We start from the raw sequence: 22,554 nt of genomic DNA on the forward strand, positions 1-22,554 counted from the left end.
TCCTTCTTTGTGCTGTTTTTTGTTTTTTTTTGTGTTTTTTGGTTGGGGGGGGGGGTGGGTTTTTTTGTGGGGGCCCCCACCCCCTCGCGTCGGTGGGGGGGGGGGCCCCCCCCCCGCGATGGGGCCCTGTCAGGCCCCCGGCACGAAATGCTTCTGCGCGGTACCCCGGGCAATCAGGCGCGACAGGTAGTCGAGCTTCTGCGCATCCTGGTCGACGAACTTGAACGTCAGTTGCAGCCAGTCGCTGTCCGGTTTCGGCTCAAGGGCCGCCACCGCGTGCAGGTAGCCGTTCAGGCGCGCGATCTCGGCGTTCTCGCCCTGCTCCAGGTCGAGCACGGCGCCTTCGAGCACTTGCGGCAGGGTCTCACCACGACGCACCACCAGCAGCGCCTCCTTGAGGCTCAGGGCCTTGATCACGCAAGGCTGGATGCCACCCGGCAAGCGCAACTGGCCCTGACTGCGGCCGGTTGGTGCGGCGGCAGCCGCTGGGGGCTGGGGCGCGGTGACCAGCGGCTTGGCCGGTGCCGGCGTCGGCGCCACTTTGACCGTTTCCGCACGCCCGCCGGTCAGGGCGCTGAGCGAATCGTTGGCGAAGGCCGAGTTGACCCGCGCCGGCGCGCCGGACATCAAGGCATCGAGCTTGCCGGTCTTGGTCAGGGCCTTTTTCACCTTGGTCAGCAGCTGCTCGTTGGTAAAGGGCTTGCCCACGAAGTCCGAGACACCGGCCTGGATCGCCTGGACCACGTTTTCCTTGTCGCCACGGCTGGTCACCATGATGAACGGCAGGCTCTTCATGGCGTCCTGCTGGCGGCACCAGGTCAACAGCTCCAGGCCCGACATCTCTGGCATTTCCCAGTCGCACAGAACCAGGTCGAAGGCTTCGCGGGCCAGCAAGGCCTGGGCTTTGCGGCCATTGACCGCGTCTTCGATGACCATCCCCGGGAAATGGTTGCGCAGGCACTTCTTCACCAGGTCGCGAATGAACGGCGCATCGTCCACCACCAGCACACTGACTTTACTCATCACCGCTCCTATTGCATCCCGACTCGCATAGCGCCGAGCGCAAACGAAAACGCCCGGCCAAAGCCGGGCGTTCGTTTTCGCAGGCAGTCTTATTTATCGTCAGATCGGCCCGGAACATTAGCCTTTTCGCCGCCGCCCTCGACCTCTTCTTTCATCCGCGCCAGGCCCAGGTGGCGCACGTCGGTGCCGCGCACCAGGTAGATCACCAGTTCCGAGATGTTGCGCGCGTGGTCGCCGATCCGCTCCAGCGAACGCAGGGCCCAGATCACGCTGAGCACCCGCGAGATCGAGCGCGGGTCTTCCATCATGTAGGTGACCAGCTCGCGCAGGGCAGTCTTGTACTCGCGGTCGATGGTCTTGTCGTACTGGGCCACCGACAGGGCCAGGTCGGCATCGAAACGGGCGAAGGCATCCAGGGCATCGCGGACCATGTTGCGCACCTGGTCGCCGATATGCCGCACTTCGACATAACCGCGGGGCGACTCGCCCTCTTCGCACAGCTGGATGGCGCGGCGGGCGATCTTGGTCGACTCGTCGCCGATGCGCTCCAGGTCGATCACCGACTTGGAGATGCTGATGATCAACCGCAGGTCGGAGGCCGCCGGCTGGCGACGGGCGAGGATGCGCACGCACTCCTCGTCGATGTTGCGCTCCATCTGGTTGATCTGCTCGTCGACTTCACGCACCTGCTGGGCCAGGCCCGAGTCGGCCTCGATCAGCGCGGTGACCGCGTCGTTGACCTGCTTCTCGACCAGGCCGCCCATCGCCAGGAGGTGGCTGCGGACCTCTTCGAGTTCGGCGTTGAACTGCTGGGAGATGTGGTGGGTAAGGCTGTCTTTATCGATCATGAGAAATCCTTGGAGCGTCCGGTAAGTGCGGTCAGGCGGCGTTCAGTCGTCGAATCCTAGCCATACCGACCGGTGATGTAATCTTCGGTCTGCTTCTTCGCCGGGTTGGTGAACAGGGTGTCGGTGTCACCGAACTCGATCAGCTTGCCCATGTACATGAACGCGGTGTAGTCGGAAACCCGCGCCGCCTGCTGCATGTTGTGGGTAACGATGACGATGGTGTACTTGGATTTCAGTTCGTAGATCAGCTCTTCGACCTTCAGCGTCGAGATCGGGTCGAGTGCCGAGCACGGCTCGTCGAGCAGCAGCACTTCCGGCTCCACGGCGATGGTACGGGCAATCACCAGACGCTGCTGCTGACCACCGGACAGGCCCAGTGCCGACTCGTGCAGGCGGTCCTTGACCTCATCCCACAAGGCCGCGCCCTTGAGTGCCCACTCCACGGCCTCGTCGAGCACACGCTTCTTGTTGATGCCCTGGATGCGCAGGCCATAGACCACGTTCTCGTAGATGGTCTTGGGGAACGGGTTGGGCTTCTGGAACACCATGCCGACCCGGCGACGCAGCTCGGCCACGTCCTCGCCCTTGCGGTAGATGTTGTTGCCGTACAGGTTGATCGCACCATCGACGCGGCAACCGTCAACCAGGTCGTTCATGCGGTTGAAGGTGCGCAGCAGGGTCGACTTGCCGCAGCCGGACGGGCCGATGAAGGCGGTCACGCGCTGCTTGGGGATGTTCATGCTGACGTCGAACAGGGCTTGCTTCTCGCCGTAGTACAGGCTCAGGCCCGGTACTTCGATGGCCACGGTTTCTTCGGCCAGACGCAGGCTCTGCTTGTCGCGACCCAGGGCCGACATATCGATGCCGTGGGCGTGGGATTCATGCTGCATGGTCAGACTCCATACGCTATCTATTTCGTTTCATCGAACCGCCCGGCACAACACACGGGCGGCACTTGCAATAAGGGGTGTATCGATCAGCTATCCAGCGCCTTGTACTTCTCGCGCAGGTGGTTACGAATCCAGACCGCCGAGAGGTTGAGGGTGGCGATCACCAGCACCAGCAGCAACGCGGTGGCGTACACCAGCGGCCGCGCGGCCTCGACGTTGGGGCTCTGGAAGCCGACGTCGTAGATATGGAAGCCCAGGTGCATGATCTTCTGGTCCAGGTGCAGGTACGGGTAGTTGCCGTCCAGCGGCAGCGACGGCGCCAGCTTCACCACACCTACCAGCATCAGCGGCGCCACTTCACCGGCGGCACGGGCCACCGCGAGGATCATGCCGGTCATCATCGCCGGGCTGGCCATCGGCAGGACGATTTTCCACAGGGTCTCGGCCTTGGTCGCGCCCAGGGCCAGGGAGCCTTCGCGGACGGTGCGCGGGATACGCGCCAGGCCTTCTTCGGTGGCCACGATCACCACCGGTACCGCCAGCAGCGCCAGGGTCAGCGAGGCCCAGAGCAGGCCCGGGGTACCCAGGGTCGGCGCCGGCAAGGCTTCGGGGAAGAACAGGCGGTCGAGCGAGCCACCCAGCACGTAGACGAAGAAGCCCAGGCCGAACACGCCGTAGACGATCGCCGGTACACCGGCCAGGTTGTTCACGGCGATGCGGATCAGCCGGGTGACCGGGCCCTGGCGCGCATATTCACGCAGGTACACCGCCGCCAGCACACCGAACGGAGTGACGATCACGGCCATGATCAGGGTCATCATCACGGTACCGAAGATGGCCGGGAAAATCCCGCCTTCGGTGTTGGCTTCACGCGGGTCGTCGCTGAGGAACTCCCAGACCTTGGCGAAATACACACCCAGCTTGGTGAAGGTGCCCATGCCATTCGGCTGGTAGGCGTGGACCACCTTTTCCAGGTTGATCTCGACTTCACGGCCGTTGCCGTCCTTGGCCACCAGGCTGTCGCGGCTGAACGCCTGGTGCAGGTTGCCCAGACGCTCTTCGATGGCCTTGTAGCGATTGTTCAGCTCGGCACGCTCGGCCTCGATGTCGGCCTGGGCGGCGGCGTCCAGCTTGCCTTGCAGTTCCAGCTTGCGACCGTGCAGGCGCAGGCGTTCGAGGCCATGGTTGATGGCGCCGATCTCTTTCTTTTCCAGGCTCTGCAGCTCACCCGCCAGCTTCTCGGTGCGCTTCAGGCGCGCCTGCAGCTCGGCCCAGGCCGCCTGGCCTTCGGCGACCACCTTGCCGTTTTCCTTGACGCTGACCAGGTAGCCGTAGAAGTTGCCCCACTCACGACGCTCCAGGGCGATCAGCTCGGCCGGACGCTGCTCGTCGGTCAGCCATTCGCCGACCACCCAGGTGAAATCGCTGCCGTTGAGGTCGCGGTTACCGACCTTGATCAGCTCGCGGGTCATGAACTCCGGGCCCTCGTCAGGCACCGGCAGGCCGGCACCTTTCAGACGCGCACGGGGCACCTCTTCCTTCTGCACCACCTCGCCGACCACGATGTGGTTGGGTTGGCCGGGCACGTTGTAATTGGCCTGGATCAGGTCGGCCGGCCAGAAGTGGCCCAGGCCGCGCACGGCAATCACAGCCAGCAGGCCCACGGTCATGATGACCGCGATGGCGACCGCGCCACCGCTGATCCAGACGCCGGGGGCGCCGCTCTTGAACCAGCTTTTGAGGGAATCCTTTTTCACGGATCGCTACCTTTCTATCAAAGCGACGAGTATTTCTTGCGCAGACGCTGGCGAATCAGCTCGGCCAAGGTGTTCATCACGAAGGTGAACATCAGCAGCACCAGCGCGGCGAGGAACAGCACGCGGTAATGGCTGCCACCGACTTCCGACTCGGGCATCTCCACCGCGACGTTGGCGGCCAGGGTGCGCATGCCTTCGAACAGGTTCAGCTCCATCACCGGGGTGTTGCCGGTGGCCATCAGCACGATCATGGTTTCACCCACCGCACGGCCCATACCGATCATCAGCGCCGAGAAAATGCCCGGGCTGGCGGTCAGGATGACCACGCGGGTCAGGGTCTGCCACGGGGTCGCGCCCAGTGCCAGGGAGCCCAGGGTCAGGCTGCGCGGCACGCTGAACACGGCGTCTTCGGCAATCGAGTAGATGTTCGGGATCACCGCGAAGCCCATGGCGATACCCACTACCAGGGCGTTGCGCTGGTCGTAGGTGATGCCCAGGTCATTGGTGATCCACAGGCGCATGTCGCCATCGAAGAACCAGGTCTCCAGCAACGGGCTCATGTACAGGGCGAACCAGCCGGTAAGCAGGATCACTGGGATCAGGATCGCCGCTTCCCAACCATCCGGCACCCGCAGGCGGATCGACTCGGGCAGGCGGCTCCAGGTGAAACCGGCCAGCAGGATGCCGATCGGCATCAGCAGGAACAGGCTGAACACACCCGGCAGATGGCCTTCAAGGTACGGTGCCAGGAACAGGCCGGCGAAGAAGCCGAGGATCACCGTCGGCATCGCTTCCATCAGCTCGATCACCGGCTTGACCTTGCGGCGCATGCCCGGGGCCATGAAGTAGGCGGTGTAGATGGCCGCGGCAATAGCCAGCGGTGCGGCCAGGATCATGGCGTAGAACGCCGCCTTCAGGGTACCGAAGGTCAGCGGGGACAGGCTCAGCTTGGGTTCGAAGTCGGTGTTCGAGGCGGTCGACTGCCAGACGTACTTCGGCTCGTCGTAGTTCTCGTACCAGACCTTGCTCCACAGCGCGCTCCAGGACACTTCCGGGTGCGGGTTCTTCAGGCTCAGCGGCAGCAGCTTGTTGCCTTGTTCGATGATGATGCGGTTGGCACGCGGCGACAGTGCCAGTACGCCAGCGCCTTCGGCCACCGGCTCTACCAGCAGGGTACGGTGCGCGGTGCTGTGGAACACGCCGAGCTCACCGGCGGCGTCCAGGGCGACAAAGCCCTTGCGACGTTCTTCGGCGTCGATCTGCACGATCGGCGTCTTGCCCATCTGGAACTCGCGGATACGCTTGAAGCGCTGCTCGCCATCCGGGTCGCGGGCCATGAACCACTGGGCCAGGCCGCCCTTGGAGTCACCGAAGATCAGCGAGATGCCGCCGACCAGCTGGGCGCTGGCGGTAATTTCGGCATTGCCGTCTTCCAGCAGCTTGTAACGACCATTGAGGCTCTTGTCGCGCAGGCTGAACACGTCGGCCTGGGCGCGGCCGTTGACCACGTAGAGCCACTGCTGGCGCGGGTCGATGAAGATGGCTTTGACCGGCTCGGTCATCTGCGGCAGGTCGATGCGGTTCTGCTCGGTGGTGACCTCGCCGGTCATCATGTTTTCTTCGCGGGCGAGCGACAATACCTGCAGGTGCGCACCGGTAGAACCTGCGACCACCAGAGTGTCACTGTTGACGTTCAGGCTCACGTGCTCAAGGGCACGGCCTTCGTCGTCCAGGGTGAAAAGCTCCTGGCCATAGGGAAAGTCGATGGCCGGGGTGATGGTCTTCTTGTTGTCCGGGTAGGTGATCTTGTAGCTGTGGCTGAAGGCAAGCGCTTTACCGTTGGACAGACCGAGGACCACCAGCGGGTTGCCCGGCTGGTCCTGGCCGATGGAGGTCACCTGGGTGCCGGCGGGCACGGGCAGGTCGACGCGCTTGAGCTCGGCACCGGTCTTGGTGTCGAAGAACAGCGCCTGGCCCTTGTCGGAAACGCGCATACCGACCAGGTTCTGCTCTTCCAGGGCGATCATCAGCGGCTTGCCGGCGTCCTGTTGCAGCCAGGTCGGCTCCAGCGCCTTCTTGCTGGTCAGTGTGGCACCCTGGAACAGGGGCACGACCACGTAGGCGAGGTAGAAGAAAATCAGGGTGATTGCCGCCAGCACGGCAAGCCCGCCCACCAGTACGTACCAGCGGGTCAGGCGATCCTTGAGCGCACGCAGCTTGCGCTTGCGTTGAAGTTCGGGCGTATTGAAGTCAATCCGCACGGGGGGAGAGTTCGGGGTCATTGTAGAGTTGGCCAGATCATTCATGCGCTCACCCTAGCGGTCCTGTGTGACAAAAACATTACAATGCAGTGACGCAAAAAAGCCTGCCGCACAGGGGGTTCACTGGCAGCAGACTCGCAATGAGTGGTGGGCCGCCTACTAGAGCGGCCCACCGGTACTACTTACTGCTTGGCAACGTTTTTCGCGTTGCTCAGGCCCAGGTCGGCCAGGGCTTTTTCAGCCACCTTGGCAGGAACCGGGATATAACCGTCTTTCACCACGACCTGCTGGCCTGCCTGGGACAGGACCAGCTTCACGAACTCGGCTTCCAGCGGGGCCAGAGGTTTGTTCGGCGCCTTGTTGACGTAGACGTACAGGAAGCGCGACAGCGGGTAGGTGCCGTTCAGGGCGTTGGCTTCGTTGTCTTCAACGAAAGCACCGCCGTCTTTCTTGGCCAGAGGTACGGTCTTGACGCTGGCGGTCTTGTAGCCGATGCCCGAGTAGCCGATGCCGTTCAGCGAGCTGCTGATCGACTGCACGACCGAGGCCGAGCCAGGCTGTTCGTTGACGTTAGGCTTGAAGTCGCCTTTGCACAGGGCTTCTTCCTTGAAGTAGCCGTAGGTGCCGGATACCGAGTTGCGGCCGAACAGCTGGACCGGCTTGTTGGCCAGGTCGCCGGTCACACCCAGGTCGCCCCAGGTTTTCACGTCGGCTTTGCCACCGCACAGGCGGGTGGAGGAGAAGATCGCGTCGACCTGAGCCATGGTCAGGCCCTTGATCGGGTTGTCCTTGTGTACGAACACGGCCAGGGCGTCGACGGCAACCGGGATGGCGGTTGGCTTGTAGCCGTACTTCTGCTCGAACGCCTGCAGCTCGACGTCCTTCATCTTGCGGCTCATCGGGCCGAGGTTGGCGGTGCCTTCGGTCAGCGCGGGTGGCGCGGTGGAGGAGCCGGCAGCCTGGATCTGGATGTTTACGTTCGGGTATTCCTTCTTGTAGGCCTCGGCCCACAGAGTCATCAGGTTCGCCAGGGTATCGGAACCGACGCTGGAGAGGTTGCCCGACACACCGGTGGTCTTGGTGTAGGTCGGAATAGCAGGGTCAACAGCGGCAACCGCGTTGGCGGTGGCAACGCCAGCGGCGACGAACGTCAGGGCCGCCATCAAACGCTTCAGTTTCATGCCTTACTCCTAGCAGGAATTGGGGGTGAGATGGATCGGGCCCAAGTATCTGCAGGCCGTATGAACACTCTATGAATCGAATGTGACAATTAGATGAAAGGCCATCACCGAATGTCGGTGATGGCCTTTTCAAAATGTTGCGGGGGCTTGAAGCAGAGGGGTTTCAGCGCTTTTTCGCCAACAGGTAGCAACCGACCAGCAGACCAATGGTGCAGATCCCGGCCACGTAGTAGGCCGGCGCCATGGGGCTGAACTTGAGCAGTGCAGTGACCACCATCGGCGTCAGACCGCCAAAGATTGCGTAGGCCAGGTTGTAGGAAAACGACAGGCCACTGAAGCGAACCACGGGCGGGAATGCCTTGACCATGACGTAAGGCACGGCACCGACGATGCCCACGCACAGGCCGGTCAGGGCGTACAGCGGGAACAGCCACTCAGGGTGGGTCGGCAGGGTGTGGTAGAAGGTCCAGGACGAGGCCAGCAGCAACAGGCTGCCAACGATGAACACCCGCCCGGCCCCCAGACGATCGGCCAGCGTACCGGTGGCGATGCAGCCCAGGCTGAGCAGCACGATGGCCAGGCTGTTGGCCTTGAGCGAGTCGGTCGGGCTGACCTGATAGAGGCTCTGCAGCAACGCCGGGGTCATCAGGATCACCACCACGATGCCGGCCGACAGCAGCCAGGTCAGCAGCATCGAAATGACGATGGCGCCGCGGTGATCACGCAGTACCGCACGCAGCGGCACTTCCTCGGCCAGGGCCTTGCGCGCCTGCATTTCAGCGAATACCGGCGTCTCATGCAGCCAGCGGCGCAGGTACACCGCGAACAGGCCGAACACCCCGCCCAGCAGGAATGGCACGCGCCAGGCGTAGTCGGCGACCTCTTGCGGGGTGTAGACGGTGTTGATCAGGGTCGCTACCAGCGAACCGAGCAGGATCCCGGAGGTCAGCCCGGCCGTCAGGGTGCCGCAGGCATAACCGGTATTGCGCGCCGGCACGTGCTCGGAGACGAACACCCAGGCACCCGGCACTTCACCGCCAATGGCCGCGCCCTGGATCACCCGCATCAGCAACAGCAGGATCGGCGCCCACAGGCCGACCTGCGCGTAGGTTGGCAGCAGGCCCATGATCAGGGTCGGCACAGCCATCATGAAGATGCTCAGGGTGAACATCTTCTTGCGCCCCAGCAGGTCGCCGAAGTGGGCCATGATGATCCCGCCCAGCGGCCGCGCCAGGTAACCGGCGGCAAAAATACCAAACGTTTGCATCAAGCGCAGCCATTCCGGCATGTCGACGGGGAAGAACAACTTGCCGACCACAGTGGCGAAAAACACGAAAATGATGAAATCGTAGAACTCCAGCGCACCGCCCAGGGCGGAAAGCGACAGGGTCTTGTAGTCACTGCGGGTCAACGGCCTTGAAGGTTGCGCAATAGTGCCTGGCACGGAGGTCATAGGTATCTCTTATTGGAATAGCTTTATTGAGATTGCAGGCCGTCTGCGACGTGGCTTTGAGCCTGGGAAGCCTCGAACGATAGCAAATTGCTGAAAAAAGCACATAGCGTACAAATGCATTACAAGTATTCATGACTGCATGGTCGTCGCTGCGCCTTCAGCTCTATATACTGGCCGCCTGTAGGAACGGGTTGGGCCTTTTGAAGGATGTTGTGCGAAAACGCCGCTAGGTATGCTTAGTCGATTTCGCAGAGTTTCCCTTCGCCGCCTGGCAAAGCGAAAGCAGCGTAGAATAGTTGTGCTGAATCGTTTTTCGAGGCGTCTGTCATAGCGCCAACCAACGAAGCGTCACGGGTCAGAGGCACCCCCGGCATGATTGAACTCGAACAAGAAGATCCTATCCCGCAAGGCGACCTGGCCTTGCAGATCACCGCATTGCCGCGTGAAACCAACGGTTTCGGCGATATCTTCGGCGGCTGGCTGGTCGCCCAGATGGACCTGGCCGGCACCGCCATGGCCAGCCGTGTAGCCGGTGGCCGGGTAGCCACCGTGGCCATCGATCGCATGGCGTTCCTGGTCCCGGTGGCCGTTGGCGCCCAGCTGTCCTTCTATACCCAGACCCTGGAAATCGGCCGCAGCTCGATCCAGATGATGGTCGAGGTGTGGAGCGACGACCCGCTGTCCAGCGAATGGCGCAAGGTCACCGAAGCGGTGTTTGTCTTCGTTGCCATCGACGGCAGTGGCCGCACCCGCTCGGTTCCTCCTCGTCGCTGAGACACCGGCGCGGTAAACTCGTAGGTATGCAAGCGGTCCAAGACCGTACGGCAAATCAACGAGATAACGCGCATGTCCACATTCCAGGTCGAAACCGAACAGCACGGCGAACTCAACTGCTGGCGCATCACCACCGACAGCGCCGAGCTGCTGGTCGCCCAGCAGGGCGCGCAGGTGTTGAGCTATCAGCGCGTGGGCGAGCCGCCACTGCTGTGGCTCAGCGAGCAGGCCATTTTCAAGCAGGGCAAATCCGTGCGCGCCGGTGTTCCGGTGTGCTGGCCCTGGTTCGGCCAGCTGGCACGCAACCCCGAAGCTGTCCAGGCGATGTATCGCGGCAGCGAAGCATCGGCCCACGGCCTGGTGCGCGGTCGCGACTGGCAGTTGGCAGATATCACCCAGCAAGGCAGCGCCGTGCGGGTCGACTTCAACCTGCCGGACACCCAGGGCGATCTGCCTGGCTGGCCCCACAATGTCGAGCTCAAGCTCTGCATCGTCATGGCCGAGCAGTTGAGCATCACCCTCACCAGCTACAACCTCGACAACGTCCCCGTTACGATCAGTCAGGCGCTGCACAGCTACTTTGCGGTCAGTGATGTACGCCAGGTTCAGGTAGAAGGCGTCGACGGCCTTGGCTATATCGAAACCCTGGCCAACTGGGAGCAGCGCACACAGGCTGGCAGCCTGGGGTTCGCCGGGGAAACCGACCGGATCTACCTGCAGGCCCCTGAGCGACTGAGCATTGTCGACCCGGCCTGGAACCGGCGTATCCACCTGACGGCCAGTGGTTCGCGCTCGGCCGTGATCTGGAACCCCTGGACCGATCGCGCCGCGGAACTGACGGACATGGCCGATGATGGCTGGCAGCGCATGCTGTGCATCGAGACGGCGAACGTCTGGGACGATGTGGTTACGCTCAAGCCCGGGGCGAGTCATTCGCTAGGCCTGAGTATCAGCAGCGAGCCGCTCTAGATCGCTATCGCGGGGCAAGCCCGCTCCTACTGTAGGAGCGGGCTTGCCCCGCGATCATTCACAGATCGCCCTCTTCCACCACCTTCACCTTCGCCGCATCCAGGGCGTAGGCCGCATCGGCCAGGTCGTTGCTGACCTTTTCGATCTTCAGGGTGCCGGTGACCCACAGCGGCGTGTAGATATCGTCCAGCTTCAGGCCATGGGGATAGCGTACCAGCACCAGCTGGTTGGGCGGTGGCGGTGGTACGTGGATGCAGGCGCCCGGATAAGGCACGAGGAAGAACAGCGTGCTGTTGCCCTTGGCATCGCTTTCCAGCGGCACCGGGTAGCCACCCAGGCGAATGTGCTTGCCGTTCATGGCCGCCACGGTCTTGCTCGAATACATTACCGCCGGCAAGCCCTTGCTCTGCTTCAGGCCACCCTTCTCGGTAAAGGTGCCGGTAGCTTCCGGGGAGTTGTGATCGATCTCAGGCATCAACTCCAGGGCTTTCTGGTCCGACTTGGGCATCAATTCCAGCCAGTCGGTTTCCGCCAGCTCGGCGTGAGCCAGGCTGCTGATCAACAACAGTGAAGCCAGTAATACACGGCGCATGAAAATGCTCGGCAACGAAAATTGCCGAGCATTCTAGCCTGCTGTCAGTTCTTTTTGACTATGCCGTAGATCACCAGAAGGACGACCGCGCCCACCAGCGCGCCAAGGAATCCCGCGCCCTGCCCGGCCTGGTAGATGCCCAGCGCCTGGCCGCCGTAGGTCGCGGCGAGCGAACCGGCAATGCCCAGCAGAATGGTCATGATCCAGCCCATGCTGTCGTCGCCGGGCTTGATGAAGCGTGCCAGCAGACCGACGATCAGGCCGATGAAGATGGTACCGATGATGCCCATGGCAATCCCTCTGAATGAAATGACGCATGCCAAAGCCTAGTCAGCGCTTTGGCATCGCGCCATTCAGAGGAACAGCAAGGGGTCAGCCCTCGATCAGGGCTTCGACCTGCTGGATCTTCTGTTCCAGAGTCGCCATGTCGGCGCAGCGCAGGGTGGCGTGGCCGACCTTGCGTCCGGCCTTGAACGCCTTGCCGTAGTGGTGCAGGTGGCATTCGTCGATGGCCACGACCTGCTCCACCGCCGGCACGCTGCCGATGAAGTTGAGCATGGCGCTTTCACCGACCTTGGCGGTCGAGCCCAGCGGTAGGCCGGCGACGGCGCGCAGGTGGTTCTCGAACTGGCTGCACTCGGCGCCTTCGATGGTCCAGTGCCCGGAGTTGTGCACCCGCGGCGCGATTTCGTTGGCTTTCAGGCCGCCATCGACTTCGAAGAACTCGAACGCCAGCACGCCGACATAATCCAGCTGCTTGAGCACGCGGCCCGCGTAGTCTTCGGCCAGACCCTGGAGCATGTGGTCTTCGCTGGCCACCGACAGGCGCAGGATGCCGCTCTCGTGGGTGTTGTGCACCAGCGGGTAGAAGCGGGTTTCGCCATCACGGGCACGCACGGCGATCAGCGACACTTCGCCGGTGAACGGCACGAAGCCTTCCAGCAGGCAGGGCACGCTGCCCAGTTCTGCGAAGGTGCCTACAACATCCTCAGCAGTTCGCAGCACTTTCTGCCCTTTTCCGTCATAACCCAGGGTCCGGGTCTTGAGCACGGCAGGCAGGCCGATGCTGGCCACGGCAGCGTCCAGGTCGGCTTGCGACTGGATGTCGGCGAAGGACGGCGTGGGGATGCCCAGGTCCTTGAACATGCTCTTCTCGAACCAGCGGTCACGTGCGATGCGCAGGGACTCGGCACTCGGGTAGACCGGCACGAACTGGGACAGGAAGGCGACGGTTTCAGCCGGCACGCTTTCGAACTCGAAGGTCACCAGGTCGACTTCGTCAGCCAGCTGGCGCAGGTGGTCCTGGTCGCCGTAATCGGCCCGCAGGTGCTCGCCCAAGGGCGCCGCGCACGCGTCCGGCGCCGGGTCCAGGAAAGCGAAGTTCATGCCCAGCGGGGTTCCTGCCAGGGCCAACATGCGACCCAGCTGGCCGCCACCGATTACACCGATTTTCATGCTTTTGACCTCAGGCCTGGCGCGGATCTGGATTGTCCAGAACGTTGTCTGTCTGCTCAGTGCGGAACTGCTTGAGCACCGCATGGAACTGCGGGTGCTTGGCGCCCAGGATGCTCGCCGAGAGCAGCGCGGCGTTGATCGCACCGGCCTTGCCGATGGCCAGGGTGGCAACCGGGATACCGGCCGGCATCTGCACGATCGACAGCAGCGAGTCGACGCCGGAGAGCATCGACGACTGGACCGGCACGCCCAGCACCGGCAGGTGAGTCTTGGCGGCGCACATGCCTGGCAGGTGGGCAGCGCCACCGGCACCGGCGATGATCACCTCGATGCCACGGCCTTCGGCCTCTTCGGCATACTGGAACAGCAGGTCCGGGGTGCGATGGGCGGAAACCACCTTGACCTCGTAGGGAATGCCGAGTTTTTCCAGCATATCGGCGGTGTGGCTAAGGGTGGACCAATCGGACTTGGAGCCCATGATCACGCCAACCAGTGCACTCATCGTCGAGCCTCTTCTCTTGGGCGCCCGCAGGCGCGTCAAAAAACAACAAGCCACGCGGGACGACCGGCGTGGCTTGTTATGCGAATTAGGGTCGGGAAAACCGACCGAAGGCCGCGCAGTATACCGCAAAGCGGTGCGTTTAATGCACCCCGTCGACCAACTGTCGCCCTTATTTTTCGGGGCTTTGACTGACTTTCGGGTCAAGCCGGCGTGGCAGGTCCACCTTCCAGCTTGCGCCAGAGCAAACGCACGTTGGCCTTGCGCACCAGGGCGCAGCGGTACAAGCGAATTTCCAGCGGTACATGCCACTGGGCGCCACCACAGATCACCAGCTCGCCGCGCTCCAGCTCCGCCCGTGCCGACAGGCGTGGCACCCAGGCAATGCCCAGGCCTTCCAGGGCCATGCTCTTGAGACTGTCGGCCATGGCTGTCTCATAGACCGTGGTGAAGCGTAGATTGCGCTGGCGCAACAACAGGTTGACCGAACGACCGAGGAAGGCACCGGCGCTGTAGGCCAGCAACGGCACGCTGCCCTCGCCTTCGAGGTCGAACAGCGGCTTGCCGTCGGCATCGGCCGCGCAGACCGGCAGCATCTCGGTATGCCCCATGTGCAGCGAAGGGAAGATCTCCGCGTCCATCTGCAAGGCCGCATCCGGGTCGTAGAAGGCCAGCATCAGGTCGCAGCCGCCTTCGCGCAGGGCGTGTACCGCATCGCCGACGTTGGTCGCCACCAGCCGGGTGGCGATGTTCAGGCCATCGTTGCGCAGCTGGGCAATCCAGCGCGGGAAGAAGCCCAGGGCCAAAGAGTGCGCTGCGGCCACCTGAATGACCTCTCCCTGCCCGCCTTCCAGATGATGCAGGTGACGCAACACCTCGCCCAGTTGATCGACCACCGTACGTGCCGTGACCAGGAACAACTGGCCAGCAGCGGTCAGTTCGATCGGCGTGCGCGAACGGTTGACCAGGGTCAGCCCCAGCGCCGCTTCAAGGCTGCGAATGCGGCGGCTGAAAGCCGGCTGGGTCACGAAGCGGCGTTCGGCGGCCTGGGAAAAACTGCGGGTCGCGGCCAGGGCACTGAAGTCTTCCAGCCACTTGCTTTCGAGGTTCATCACTCATCTCCCGGCATGCACCAAAATGGTACACGCTCGAATGTCAATCGGCGTCACATCAATCATTATGCCGTTTGTGCATAGGTTAGCGTGCAACAGCATTGGCCGCAAAATCGGCGCAGGCCTAGGATTGGCGCCATTCCGGCATGTGCCGGGTCAAACTCGAGATGATATTTATCATGTCCGCTGCTGCATCGTTCCGCGTCGAAAAAGATCTGCTTGGCACCCTTGAAGTCCCGGCTGATGCCTACTACGGCATCCAGACCCTGCGCGCTGCCAACAACTTCCACCTCTCCGGTGTTCCGCTGTCGCACTACCCGAAGCTGGTCGTGGCCCTGGCCATGGTCAAGCAGGCCGCTGCCGACGCCAACCGTGAGCTGGGTCACCTGAGCGATGCCAAGCACGCCGCCATCAGCGAGGCCTGCGCCCGTCTGATCCGCGGCGACTACCACGAGCAGTTCGTGGTCGACATGATTCAAGGCGGTGCTGGTACTTCTACCAACATGAACGCCAACGAAGTGATCGCCAACATCGCGCTGGAGGCCATGGGCCACCAGAAAGGCGAGTACAAATACCTGCACCCGAACAACGACGTGAACATGGCGCAGTCGACCAACGACGCCTACCCGACCGCGATCCGCCTGGGTCTGCTGCTCGGTCACGACGCCCTGCTGGCCAGCCTCGACAGCCTGATCCAGGCCTTCGCTGCCAAAGGTAAAGAGTTCGACCACGTACTGAAGATGGGCCGTACCCAGCTGCAGGACGCCGTGCCGATGACCCTGGGCCAGGAATTCCGCGCCTTCGCCACCACCATGACCGAAGACCTGCAGCGCCTGCGCTCGCTGGCCCCGGAACTGCTGACCGAAATCAACCTGGGCGGTACCGCCATCGGCACCGGCATCAACGCCGACCCTGGCTACCAGGCCCTGGCCGTTCAGCGCCTGGCAACCATCAGCGGCCAGCCGCTGGTCCCGGCTGCCGACCTGATCGAAGCCACCTCCGACATGGGCGCCTTCGTGCTGTTCTCCGGCATGCTCAAGCGTACCGCGGTCAAGCTGTCGAAGATCTGTAACGACCTGCGCCTGCTGTCCAGCGGCCCACGCACCGGCATCAACGAGATCAACCTGCCAGCGCGTCAGCCAGGCAGCTCGATCATGCCAGGCAAGGTCAACCCGGTAATCCCGGAAGCCGTCAACCAGGTGGCCTTCGCCATCATGGGCAACGACCTGGCCCTGACCGTCGCCGCCGAAGGTGGCCAGCTGCAGCTGAACGTGATGGAGCCGCTGATCGCCTACAAGATCTTCGACTCGATCCGCCTGCTGCAACGCGCCATGGACATGCTGCGCGAGCACTGCATCGTCGGCATCACCGCCAACGAACAGCGCTGCCGTGAACTGGTCGAGCACTCGATCGGCCTGGTCACCGCCCTGAACCCGTACATCGGCTACGAAAACGCCACCCGTATCGCTGCCATCGCCCTGGAAAGTGGCCGTGGCGTGCTGGAACTGGTCCGCGAGGAAGGCCTGCTGGACGAAGCGATGCTCAACGACATCCTGCGTCCGGAAAACATGATTGCTCCGCGTCTGGTGCCGCTGAAGGCGTAACCGATGCTGTAACACCGCTCACCAGGTCGAGGGACTAGACACCTCTCACCTTTTGAGGGCCCAGGGATCAGATCCCCGGGCCCTTTTTTTATGCGAACCGAAAAGGCCTGCATCAACTCGAAGCGACAGCTTCGAGGGTAAGACGAATCCTGGATGAAACTAGGATTCACGCTTCATCATTCATTCTTCGTGCATTCGAGTGTCAAGCCATTGGCTTCTGCGTCAGGGTGATCCTCGCGCGATTTTTTTTCTGCCTCCTCCTTGCTGCTGGCTTCGTAGGTGTCGTAGCCGAAATCTTTTTTCGAATTGTTCTCCATCTTCGAGTATTCGCAGTTGTATGTATCCTCAGCCCAACTCTCCGCAGGAAAAGCACCTACCAGCAAGCCAGTCAGAAGTACTGCTGTTTTCAGTATTCCCATGACGTGGTTCCTCGCAATAAACCGTTTCGATCGGATTACCCGGTGATCCCGTCCGACTCAACAGGAACACCGAAACTACGCCAAAAAATGCTATGCGCCCGACCGGACACCGTCACCTGACAGAAATGTCAGTCCCCACCGGCAGCCAAGGCACATTTATTGCTCCGCATTGACCAGCCCCACAGCCGGAAGCCGAGCATGCTCCACTCACACCTCACCACGCTGAACGCCGTATCCCTGGTGCTACAGGCCTTCCAGGACCAGGGCATCGATGCCGGCGAGTTGCTCGAAGGCAGCGGCATCAGCCCGGCCGACCTGGGCCGCGCCGATTCGCGCATCACTACCCGCCAGGAGCTGCTGGTGTGCGCCAATGCGGTGGCCCGGCGCCGTGAAGTGGGCCTGGAGCTGGGACGGCGCATGCATGTTTCCTGCTACGGCATGCTCGGTTACGCCCTGCTCTCCAGTGCCACCTTAGGTGACGCTTTGCGCCTGGCCATGCAATACCCGGCGCTACTGGGAACGTTTTTCCAGCTGCGCCTGGTCGACGATGGCGAACGCGTCTGGTTCAGTGCCGGCGACTATGATGAAGACCCGAAACTGGCGGCATTCAACGCCGAGTTCTGCCTGACCTCGCTGAAGGTCATCTGCGACGACCTGCTCGGCCAGTCGCTGCCACTGCTGGCCGCCCGCTTTGCCCACGGCGCGCCCGACTACCACCCGCTCTACGCCCAGACCTTCGATTGCCCGCTGGCGTTTGATGCGCTCGACAATGCCTTTGCCTTCGATCGCCGCTGGCTGAACGCACCGCTGCCTCTGGCCGACCAGATCACCCACAGGGCCATGAGCGAACGCTGCCGCCGGCAGAACCTGGAGTTCACCGGTCGCCAGGCCTGGCTGGGGCGGATTCGCCAGCTGCTGCTCGACCAGCTGGATGCCGCCCCCGGACTGGAAGGCCTGGCGCGGCAGATGAACTGTTCATCGCGCACCCTGCGCCGGCACCTGCAGGAACTGGGCAGCAGCTACCAGCAATTGCTCGACGAGCTGCGTTTTGAACGGGCCAAGCAGCTGCTGGCTGAAGACCAGTTGCCGATCTACCGCATTGCCGAGGAACTGGGCTTCAGTGAAACCGCCAGCTTCCGCCATGCCTTCTTGCGCTGGAGCGGCGTGGCCCCGAGTCACTTTCGCACCTGAGCCGGCCAGGGGCGCAATCCGGACAACCAGGCTGGCCATATCGATCCCCTTTTGGCCGCATCCACCGTTCTGCCGCGAGGCGTGCCCATCAACAATGGAGTCACGCCAGTTACCCGGAGAACAATAAATGCTGACGATCTATTCCGATGACCACCGCCTGCACCACGGCCGCTGCGAGCTGATCGACGGGCAACTGATGCCCTGCTTTGAAATGCCCTCGCGCGCCGACCATGTGCTGGAGCGGGTCAAAAGCGTTGGCCTGGGCCCGGTGCAAGGGCCTGTGGACCACGGTCGCGCGCCCATCCTGCGGGTACACAGCGCCGACTACCTGGACTTCTTCGAAGGTGCCTGGCGCCGCTGGGCCGAGCTCGGTCATGAAGGCGACCTGCTGCCCTTCACCTGGCCGGCGCGCACCTTGCGCAGCGTCAAACCCCGCGGCCTGCATGGCGAGCTGGGCTACTACAGCTTCGACGCCGGCGCGCCGATCACTGCCGGCACCTGGCAGGCCGCCTACAGTGCCGTGCAGGTTGCCCTGACCGCCCAGTCCGCCATGCAGGCCGGCGCCTACAGCGCCTTCGCCCTGTGCCGCCCGCCTGGACACCATGCCGCCAGCGACGTCATGGGCGGCTACTGCTACCTGAACAATGCCGCCATCGCTGCCCAGGCCTTCCTCGACCAGGGCCGCCGCAAGGTCGCGATCCTCGATGTCGATTACCACCACGGCAACGGCACCCAGGAAATCTTCTACGAGCGCAGCGACGTGTTCTTCGCCTCGATCCATGGCGACCCGCAGGCCGAATTCCCGTTCTTCCTCGGTTATGCCGACGAACAGGGCGAAGGCCCGGGCCTGGGCTTCAACGCCAACTACCCGTTGCCGGCCGGCAGCGACTGGCCGACCTGGAACAACGCCCTGAACGATGCCTGCGAGCGTATCGCCGACTACGGGCCGGACGTGCTGGTGGTGTCCCTGGGGGTCGATACCTTCAAGGACGACCCGATCTCGCAGTTCAAACTGGACAGTCCCGACTATCTTCAGATGGGCGAACGCATCGCCCGCCTCGGCAAACCGACCCTGTTCGTCATGGAAGGGGGTTATGCCGTCGAGGAAATCGGCATCAACGCGGTGAACGTACTTGAAGGTTTCGAACGCGCCCAACAGGAAGCCCAAGCATGACCCGACTCAAGCGCCTGCTCGCCCCCCTGCTCTGCAGCACCCTGCTCGCCGGTAGCCTCGAGGCTGCCGAGCAACGCACCCTGCGGGTCTACAACTGGTTCGACTACATCACCCCGCAGACCCTGGTGGACTTCCAGAAAGACAGCCAGGTCAAGCTGATCTACGACATCTTCGACACCAACGAAGCGCTGGAAGCCAAGCTGCTGACCGGCAACTCCGGCTATGACGTGGTGGTGCCTTCCAACGTGTTCCTGGCCAAGCAGATCGAAGCCGGGGTGTTCCAGCCGCTGGACCGCAGCAAGCTGCCGAACTGGCAGCACCTGGACCCCAAGCTGATGAAACTGATCGAAGCCAACGACCCGGGCAACAAGTTCGCCGTGCCCTACATGTACGGCACCGTGCTGATCGGCTTCAACCCGGCCAAAGTCAAGGCGGTACTGGGTGACAACGCCCCCGTCGACAGCTGGGACCTGATCTTCAAGGAAGAGAACATCGCCAAGCTCAAGCAATGTGGCGTAGCCCTGCTCGACTCGCCTTCGGAGATCCTGCCGCTGGCCCTGCAGTACCTGGGCCTGCCGCCCAACAGCGACAAACCGGCCGACTACAAGAAAGCCGAGGAGCTGATGCTGAAAATCCGTCCGCACGTCACCTACTTCCACTCCTCCAAATACATGGCCGACATCGCCAACGGCGAAATCTGCGTCGCCGTCGGCTACTCGGGTAGCTTCTCCCAGGCCGCCAACCGGGCGATCGAGGCGAAGAACGGCGTGGTGGTGGACATGCGCCTGCCAAAGGAAGGCGCGCCGATCTGGTTCGACATGCTGGCGATCCCCAAAGGTGCAGCCAACCCGGAAGATGCCTACACCTTCATCAACTACCTGCTGCAGCCCAAGGTCATCGCCCCCATCAGCGACTTTGTCGGCTATCCGAACCCGAACAAGGACGCCACGGACATGGTTGCCCCGGCGATTCGCAACAACCCCAACCTGTACCCGACCGAAGCGGCCATGGCCAAGCTGTACACCTTGCAACCGCTGGCCCGTGACGCGGAACGCGCGCGGACCCGGGCCTGGACCAAGATCAAGGCCGGCACCTGAGCCTCAGCCACGCCAGGCACGCCGCAGGCGTGCCAAGGCGTCGGCGATCCGGGCTTCGTCCACCGCGGCGAAGCCCAGCACCAATCCGGCCCGCTTATCCACAGGGGTGGGTGAATCCGACAACCAGTAATCGCTCAGGGCATTGAGCTCGACGCCAACGGCTTCGGCCTGGGCAATCAGTTCCTGCTCACGGGCAAAACTGTCCACATCGACCTTCACATGCAGCCCCGCCGCCACCTCCGGCAAGGGGCCGAGACCGGGGATATCCACAGGCCAGCCGACTTGCAAGGCATTGCGCCGGTTCAGCGCCGCGCGCCGCACGCGACGGATATGGCGCTGGAAATGCCCTTTGGCCATGAACTCGGCCATCACTGCCTGGGTACCGACTTCCGAGTGCCTGACCGCCAGCGCCCGGCAGCGGGAGAACGCCTGCACCAATGGCTGCGGCAATACCAGATAGCCCAGGCGCAAGGCCGGAAAGGCAATCTTGCCGAAGGTCCCGATGTACAGCACCCGAGCGCTGCGATCCAGCGCCGCCAGGGGCGCCAGCGGTGCACCGCTGTAGCGGTATTCGCCATCGTAGTCGTCCTCGATGATCCAGGCGTCCTTGCGCTGCGCCCATTCCAGCAGCTGCAGGCGCCGGGCCAGGCTCATGGTGACGCCGGTGGGATACTGGTGCGACGGCGTCACATAGCACAGGCGGCAGTCGGGCAAGCCATTGAGCGCCGAGCAGTCCAGCCCTTCGTTGTCCACAGCCACCGGATGAACCCGGGCGCCGGTCAGGGCGAAGGCGTTGCCGGCGGCACGGTAACCCGGGTTTTCCACAGCCACGCCTTGGCCCGGCTCCAGCAGCAACTGTGCACAAAGGCTGATGGCCTGTTGTGCACCACTGGTGATCACTATTTGTTCAGCTGTGCAGGAAAGTCCGCGTGATCGACGCAGATAGGTGGCGATCAGTTCACGAAGTTGCGGTTCACCCGCAGGATCGCCATAGCCCAGGGTGGCAGGATCGGGATTGCGCCAGAAACCCGCCTGCAGCTTGGCCCAGACGTCGAAAGGGAACAGATCGAGCGCCGGTAAACCGACGCGAAACGCGCGTGGTGGACCGCTTTTCGGGGCGGGTAAATGGTGCTTTTCCAAGCGTTCGAGCGGGCCGCTGTGGATAACTTTACTGGATATAATCTCAGTATTTTCGTCTAGTTTTGTGGATAAAGCTGTGGAAAAACCCAGGGATAACCCTGTGGATACTTTTGTGGATAGTTTCGGCAACTGACTGACATAGGTCCCGTCCCCTACCCGGCTTTCGATGAAGCCTTCGGCGTAGAGCTGGTCGTAGGCCCGCACCACGCTGTTGCGCGACACGGCCAGCGCAGCGGCCATGTCACGACTGGCCGGCAACCGCGTACCACTGCCCAGGCGTCCGTCCAGCACCCGCATGCGCAGGGCCTGGTAGAGCTGCCGGCTCAGGCCCTGGCGGCGGTCGAGGACAATGCCGGTGGGATCGAATGACGAGGTGAAAGGACGCTCGCTCATCACCAATGGACCTCTCAAATTAGCTACAAATGGCTCTTACCATGAACCAATAGCCTGCCTAGGATTGAGCCATTCGCCAAGGACAATCCTCATGTTCACACCTTCAAGCTACAAGGAAACCGATCTCGACCGACTGCACGAGCAGATCGAGCAAACCCGCCTGGCCGTGCTGGTGACTCAAGGCGAGTCGGGCCTGCAGGCCAGCCACCTGCCCCTGCTGCTGGACCGCAGCCAGGGCGGCAACGGCACCCTGTACGGCCACTTCGCCCGCGCCAACCGTCAATGGCACGACCTGGCCGATGGCGCCGAAGCCCTGGTGGTGTTCGCCGGCCCCGATGCCTACGTCAGCGCCGGCTACTATCCAAGCAAGGCCGACGACCCGCGCACCGTGCCCACCTGGAACTACGTGGCCGTGCATGCCTGGGGCAAGGCCGAGGTCTATCACGATGCCGAGCGCCTGCTGGAGATCGTCCGGCGCCTGAGCGACCGCCATGAACAAGGCCAGGCCAGGCCCTGGTCGGTGGATGAGGCGCCCGCCGACTACATGGCCGGCATGCTCAAGGCCATCGTCGGTTTCGCCCTGCCCATCGAGCGTTTGCAAGGCACCCGCAAACTCAGCCAGAACCGCTCGGCCATCGATATCGAAGGCGTGCGCACCCGCCTGAGCGACAGCCCCGATCCCCTGGACAACCAACTGGCCGCCTTGATGCGCCAACCCTGAA

General features: G+C 62.9%; 21 protein-coding genes. 7 read left to right on the forward strand and 14 right to left on the reverse strand.

The annotated features are described in order from the left end of the window. Positions 1 to 129: 129 nt before the first annotated feature. The 7 genes from M2D63_RS21545 to M2D63_RS21575 form a co-directional block, all read right to left on the reverse strand. Positions 130 to 1,023 (reverse strand): response regulator, encoded by an 894-nt coding sequence (locus tag M2D63_RS21545; protein WP_285865053.1) that lies wholly within the window; start codon positions 1,021 to 1,023, stop codon positions 130 to 132. A gap of 89 nt (positions 1,024 to 1,112) precedes the next feature. After that, positions 1,113 to 1,871 carry a phosphate signaling complex protein PhoU gene (gene phoU / locus M2D63_RS21550; RefSeq protein ID WP_285865054.1) on the reverse strand — a complete coding sequence of 253 codons (759 nt, stop codon included), beginning with the start codon at positions 1,869 to 1,871 and terminating at the stop codon, positions 1,113 to 1,115. 56 nt (positions 1,872 to 1,927) lie between these two features. Continuing rightward, the gene (gene pstB / locus M2D63_RS21555; protein ID WP_285865055.1) at positions 1,928 to 2,761 is read right to left on the reverse strand and encodes a phosphate ABC transporter ATP-binding protein PstB; all 834 of its coding nucleotides are present in this window, start codon (positions 2,759 to 2,761) and stop codon (positions 1,928 to 1,930) included. 86 nt (positions 2,762 to 2,847) lie between these two features. Next, the gene (gene pstA / locus M2D63_RS21560) at positions 2,848 to 4,518 is read right to left on the reverse strand and encodes a phosphate ABC transporter permease PstA (protein WP_285865057.1); all 1,671 of its coding nucleotides are present in this window, start codon (positions 4,516 to 4,518) and stop codon (positions 2,848 to 2,850) included. Between the two features lie 17 nt (positions 4,519 to 4,535). After that, positions 4,536 to 6,824: an ABC transporter permease subunit gene (locus tag M2D63_RS21565; RefSeq protein WP_285865058.1), complete on the reverse strand. Its 2,289-nt coding sequence runs from the start codon at positions 6,822 to 6,824 to the stop codon at positions 4,536 to 4,538. 137 nt (positions 6,825 to 6,961) lie between these two features. Beyond that, positions 6,962 to 7,960, reverse strand: coding sequence for a phosphate ABC transporter substrate-binding protein PstS (locus M2D63_RS21570; protein ID WP_285865059.1), 999 nt, complete (start codon positions 7,958 to 7,960; stop codon positions 6,962 to 6,964). A gap of 163 nt (positions 7,961 to 8,123) precedes the next feature. After that, positions 8,124 to 9,413, reverse strand: coding sequence for an MFS transporter (locus tag M2D63_RS21575; RefSeq protein WP_285865060.1), 1,290 nt, complete (start codon positions 9,411 to 9,413; stop codon positions 8,124 to 8,126). A 372-nt stretch (positions 9,414 to 9,785) separates the two neighbouring features. On the opposite strand from M2D63_RS21575, the gene M2D63_RS21580 reads away from it, so the two are divergent. Together M2D63_RS21580 and M2D63_RS21585 are read left to right on the forward strand one after the other, a co-directional pair. After that, complete coding sequence (locus M2D63_RS21580; RefSeq protein ID WP_009402429.1) at positions 9,786 to 10,187, forward strand: acyl-CoA thioesterase; 402 nt, start codon at positions 9,786 to 9,788, stop codon at positions 10,185 to 10,187. A gap of 72 nt (positions 10,188 to 10,259) precedes the next feature. Next, a complete protein-coding gene (locus M2D63_RS21585; RefSeq protein WP_285865061.1) occupies positions 10,260 to 11,156 on the forward strand; it encodes a D-hexose-6-phosphate mutarotase in 897 nt (298 codons plus the stop codon). A 58-nt stretch (positions 11,157 to 11,214) separates the two neighbouring features. Here M2D63_RS21585 and M2D63_RS21590 read toward each other — a convergent pair whose 3' ends face one another. The 5 genes from M2D63_RS21590 to M2D63_RS21610 form a co-directional block, all read right to left on the reverse strand. Next, positions 11,215 to 11,748, reverse strand: coding sequence for a DUF3299 domain-containing protein (locus tag M2D63_RS21590; protein ID WP_285865062.1), 534 nt, complete (start codon positions 11,746 to 11,748; stop codon positions 11,215 to 11,217). Between the two features lie 44 nt (positions 11,749 to 11,792). Next, positions 11,793 to 12,038 carry a GlsB/YeaQ/YmgE family stress response membrane protein gene (locus M2D63_RS21595; RefSeq protein WP_285865063.1) on the reverse strand — a complete coding sequence of 82 codons (246 nt, stop codon included), beginning with the start codon at positions 12,036 to 12,038 and terminating at the stop codon, positions 11,793 to 11,795. Between the two features lie 82 nt (positions 12,039 to 12,120). Then, positions 12,121 to 13,203 carry a 5-(carboxyamino)imidazole ribonucleotide synthase gene (locus tag M2D63_RS21600; RefSeq protein ID WP_285865064.1) on the reverse strand — a complete coding sequence of 361 codons (1,083 nt, stop codon included), beginning with the start codon at positions 13,201 to 13,203 and terminating at the stop codon, positions 12,121 to 12,123. Positions 13,204 to 13,213: 10 nt separating this feature from the next. Next, entirely contained in the window at positions 13,214 to 13,705 is a 492-nt protein-coding gene (gene purE / locus M2D63_RS21605) for a 5-(carboxyamino)imidazole ribonucleotide mutase (protein WP_285865065.1), read from the reverse strand. Between the two features lie 200 nt (positions 13,706 to 13,905). Beyond that, positions 13,906 to 14,814 (reverse strand): LysR substrate-binding domain-containing protein, encoded by a 909-nt coding sequence (locus tag M2D63_RS21610; RefSeq protein WP_285865066.1) that lies wholly within the window; start codon positions 14,812 to 14,814, stop codon positions 13,906 to 13,908. A 179-nt stretch (positions 14,815 to 14,993) separates the two neighbouring features. On the opposite strand from M2D63_RS21610, the gene aspA reads away from it, so the two are divergent. After that, complete coding sequence (gene aspA, locus M2D63_RS21615; protein WP_107024467.1) at positions 14,994 to 16,418, forward strand: aspartate ammonia-lyase; 1,425 nt, start codon at positions 14,994 to 14,996, stop codon at positions 16,416 to 16,418. Between the two features lie 176 nt (positions 16,419 to 16,594). Here aspA and M2D63_RS21620 read toward each other — a convergent pair whose 3' ends face one another. Beyond that, positions 16,595 to 16,837, reverse strand: a complete 243-nt coding sequence (locus tag M2D63_RS21620; protein ID WP_285865067.1) for a hypothetical protein — start codon at positions 16,835 to 16,837, stop codon at positions 16,595 to 16,597. A 198-nt stretch (positions 16,838 to 17,035) separates the two neighbouring features. On the opposite strand from M2D63_RS21620, the gene M2D63_RS21625 reads away from it, so the two are divergent. The 3 genes from M2D63_RS21625 (at position 17,036) to M2D63_RS21635 (ending at position 20,299) form a co-directional block, all read left to right on the forward strand. Next, complete coding sequence (locus M2D63_RS21625; protein WP_285865068.1) at positions 17,036 to 18,028, forward strand: AraC family transcriptional regulator; 993 nt, start codon at positions 17,036 to 17,038, stop codon at positions 18,026 to 18,028. 127 nt (positions 18,029 to 18,155) lie between these two features. Further along, positions 18,156 to 19,202, forward strand: coding sequence for a histone deacetylase family protein (locus M2D63_RS21630; protein WP_285865069.1), 1,047 nt, complete (start codon positions 18,156 to 18,158; stop codon positions 19,200 to 19,202). Continuing rightward, positions 19,199 to 20,299 (forward strand): polyamine ABC transporter substrate-binding protein, encoded by a 1,101-nt coding sequence (locus M2D63_RS21635; RefSeq protein ID WP_285865070.1) that lies wholly within the window; start codon positions 19,199 to 19,201, stop codon positions 20,297 to 20,299. Before M2D63_RS21630 ends, M2D63_RS21635 begins: the two co-directional genes overlap by 4 nt. A 3-nt stretch (positions 20,300 to 20,302) precedes the next feature. On the opposite strand, the gene M2D63_RS21640 is transcribed toward M2D63_RS21635, so the two are convergent. Then, positions 20,303 to 21,832 carry a PLP-dependent aminotransferase family protein gene (locus M2D63_RS21640; RefSeq protein WP_285865071.1) on the reverse strand — a complete coding sequence of 510 codons (1,530 nt, stop codon included), beginning with the start codon at positions 21,830 to 21,832 and terminating at the stop codon, positions 20,303 to 20,305. A gap of 91 nt (positions 21,833 to 21,923) precedes the next feature. On the opposite strand from M2D63_RS21640, the gene M2D63_RS21645 reads away from it, so the two are divergent. Continuing rightward, positions 21,924 to 22,553 carry an FMN-binding negative transcriptional regulator gene (locus M2D63_RS21645; protein ID WP_285865072.1) on the forward strand — a complete coding sequence of 210 codons (630 nt, stop codon included), beginning with the start codon at positions 21,924 to 21,926 and terminating at the stop codon, positions 22,551 to 22,553. The last annotated feature ends 1 nt before the right edge of the window (position 22,554 follow it).

The sequence above is a fragment of the Pseudomonas sp. BJa5 genome (assembly GCF_030272875.2).
Classification (GTDB): domain Bacteria; phylum Pseudomonadota; class Gammaproteobacteria; order Pseudomonadales; family Pseudomonadaceae; genus Aquipseudomonas.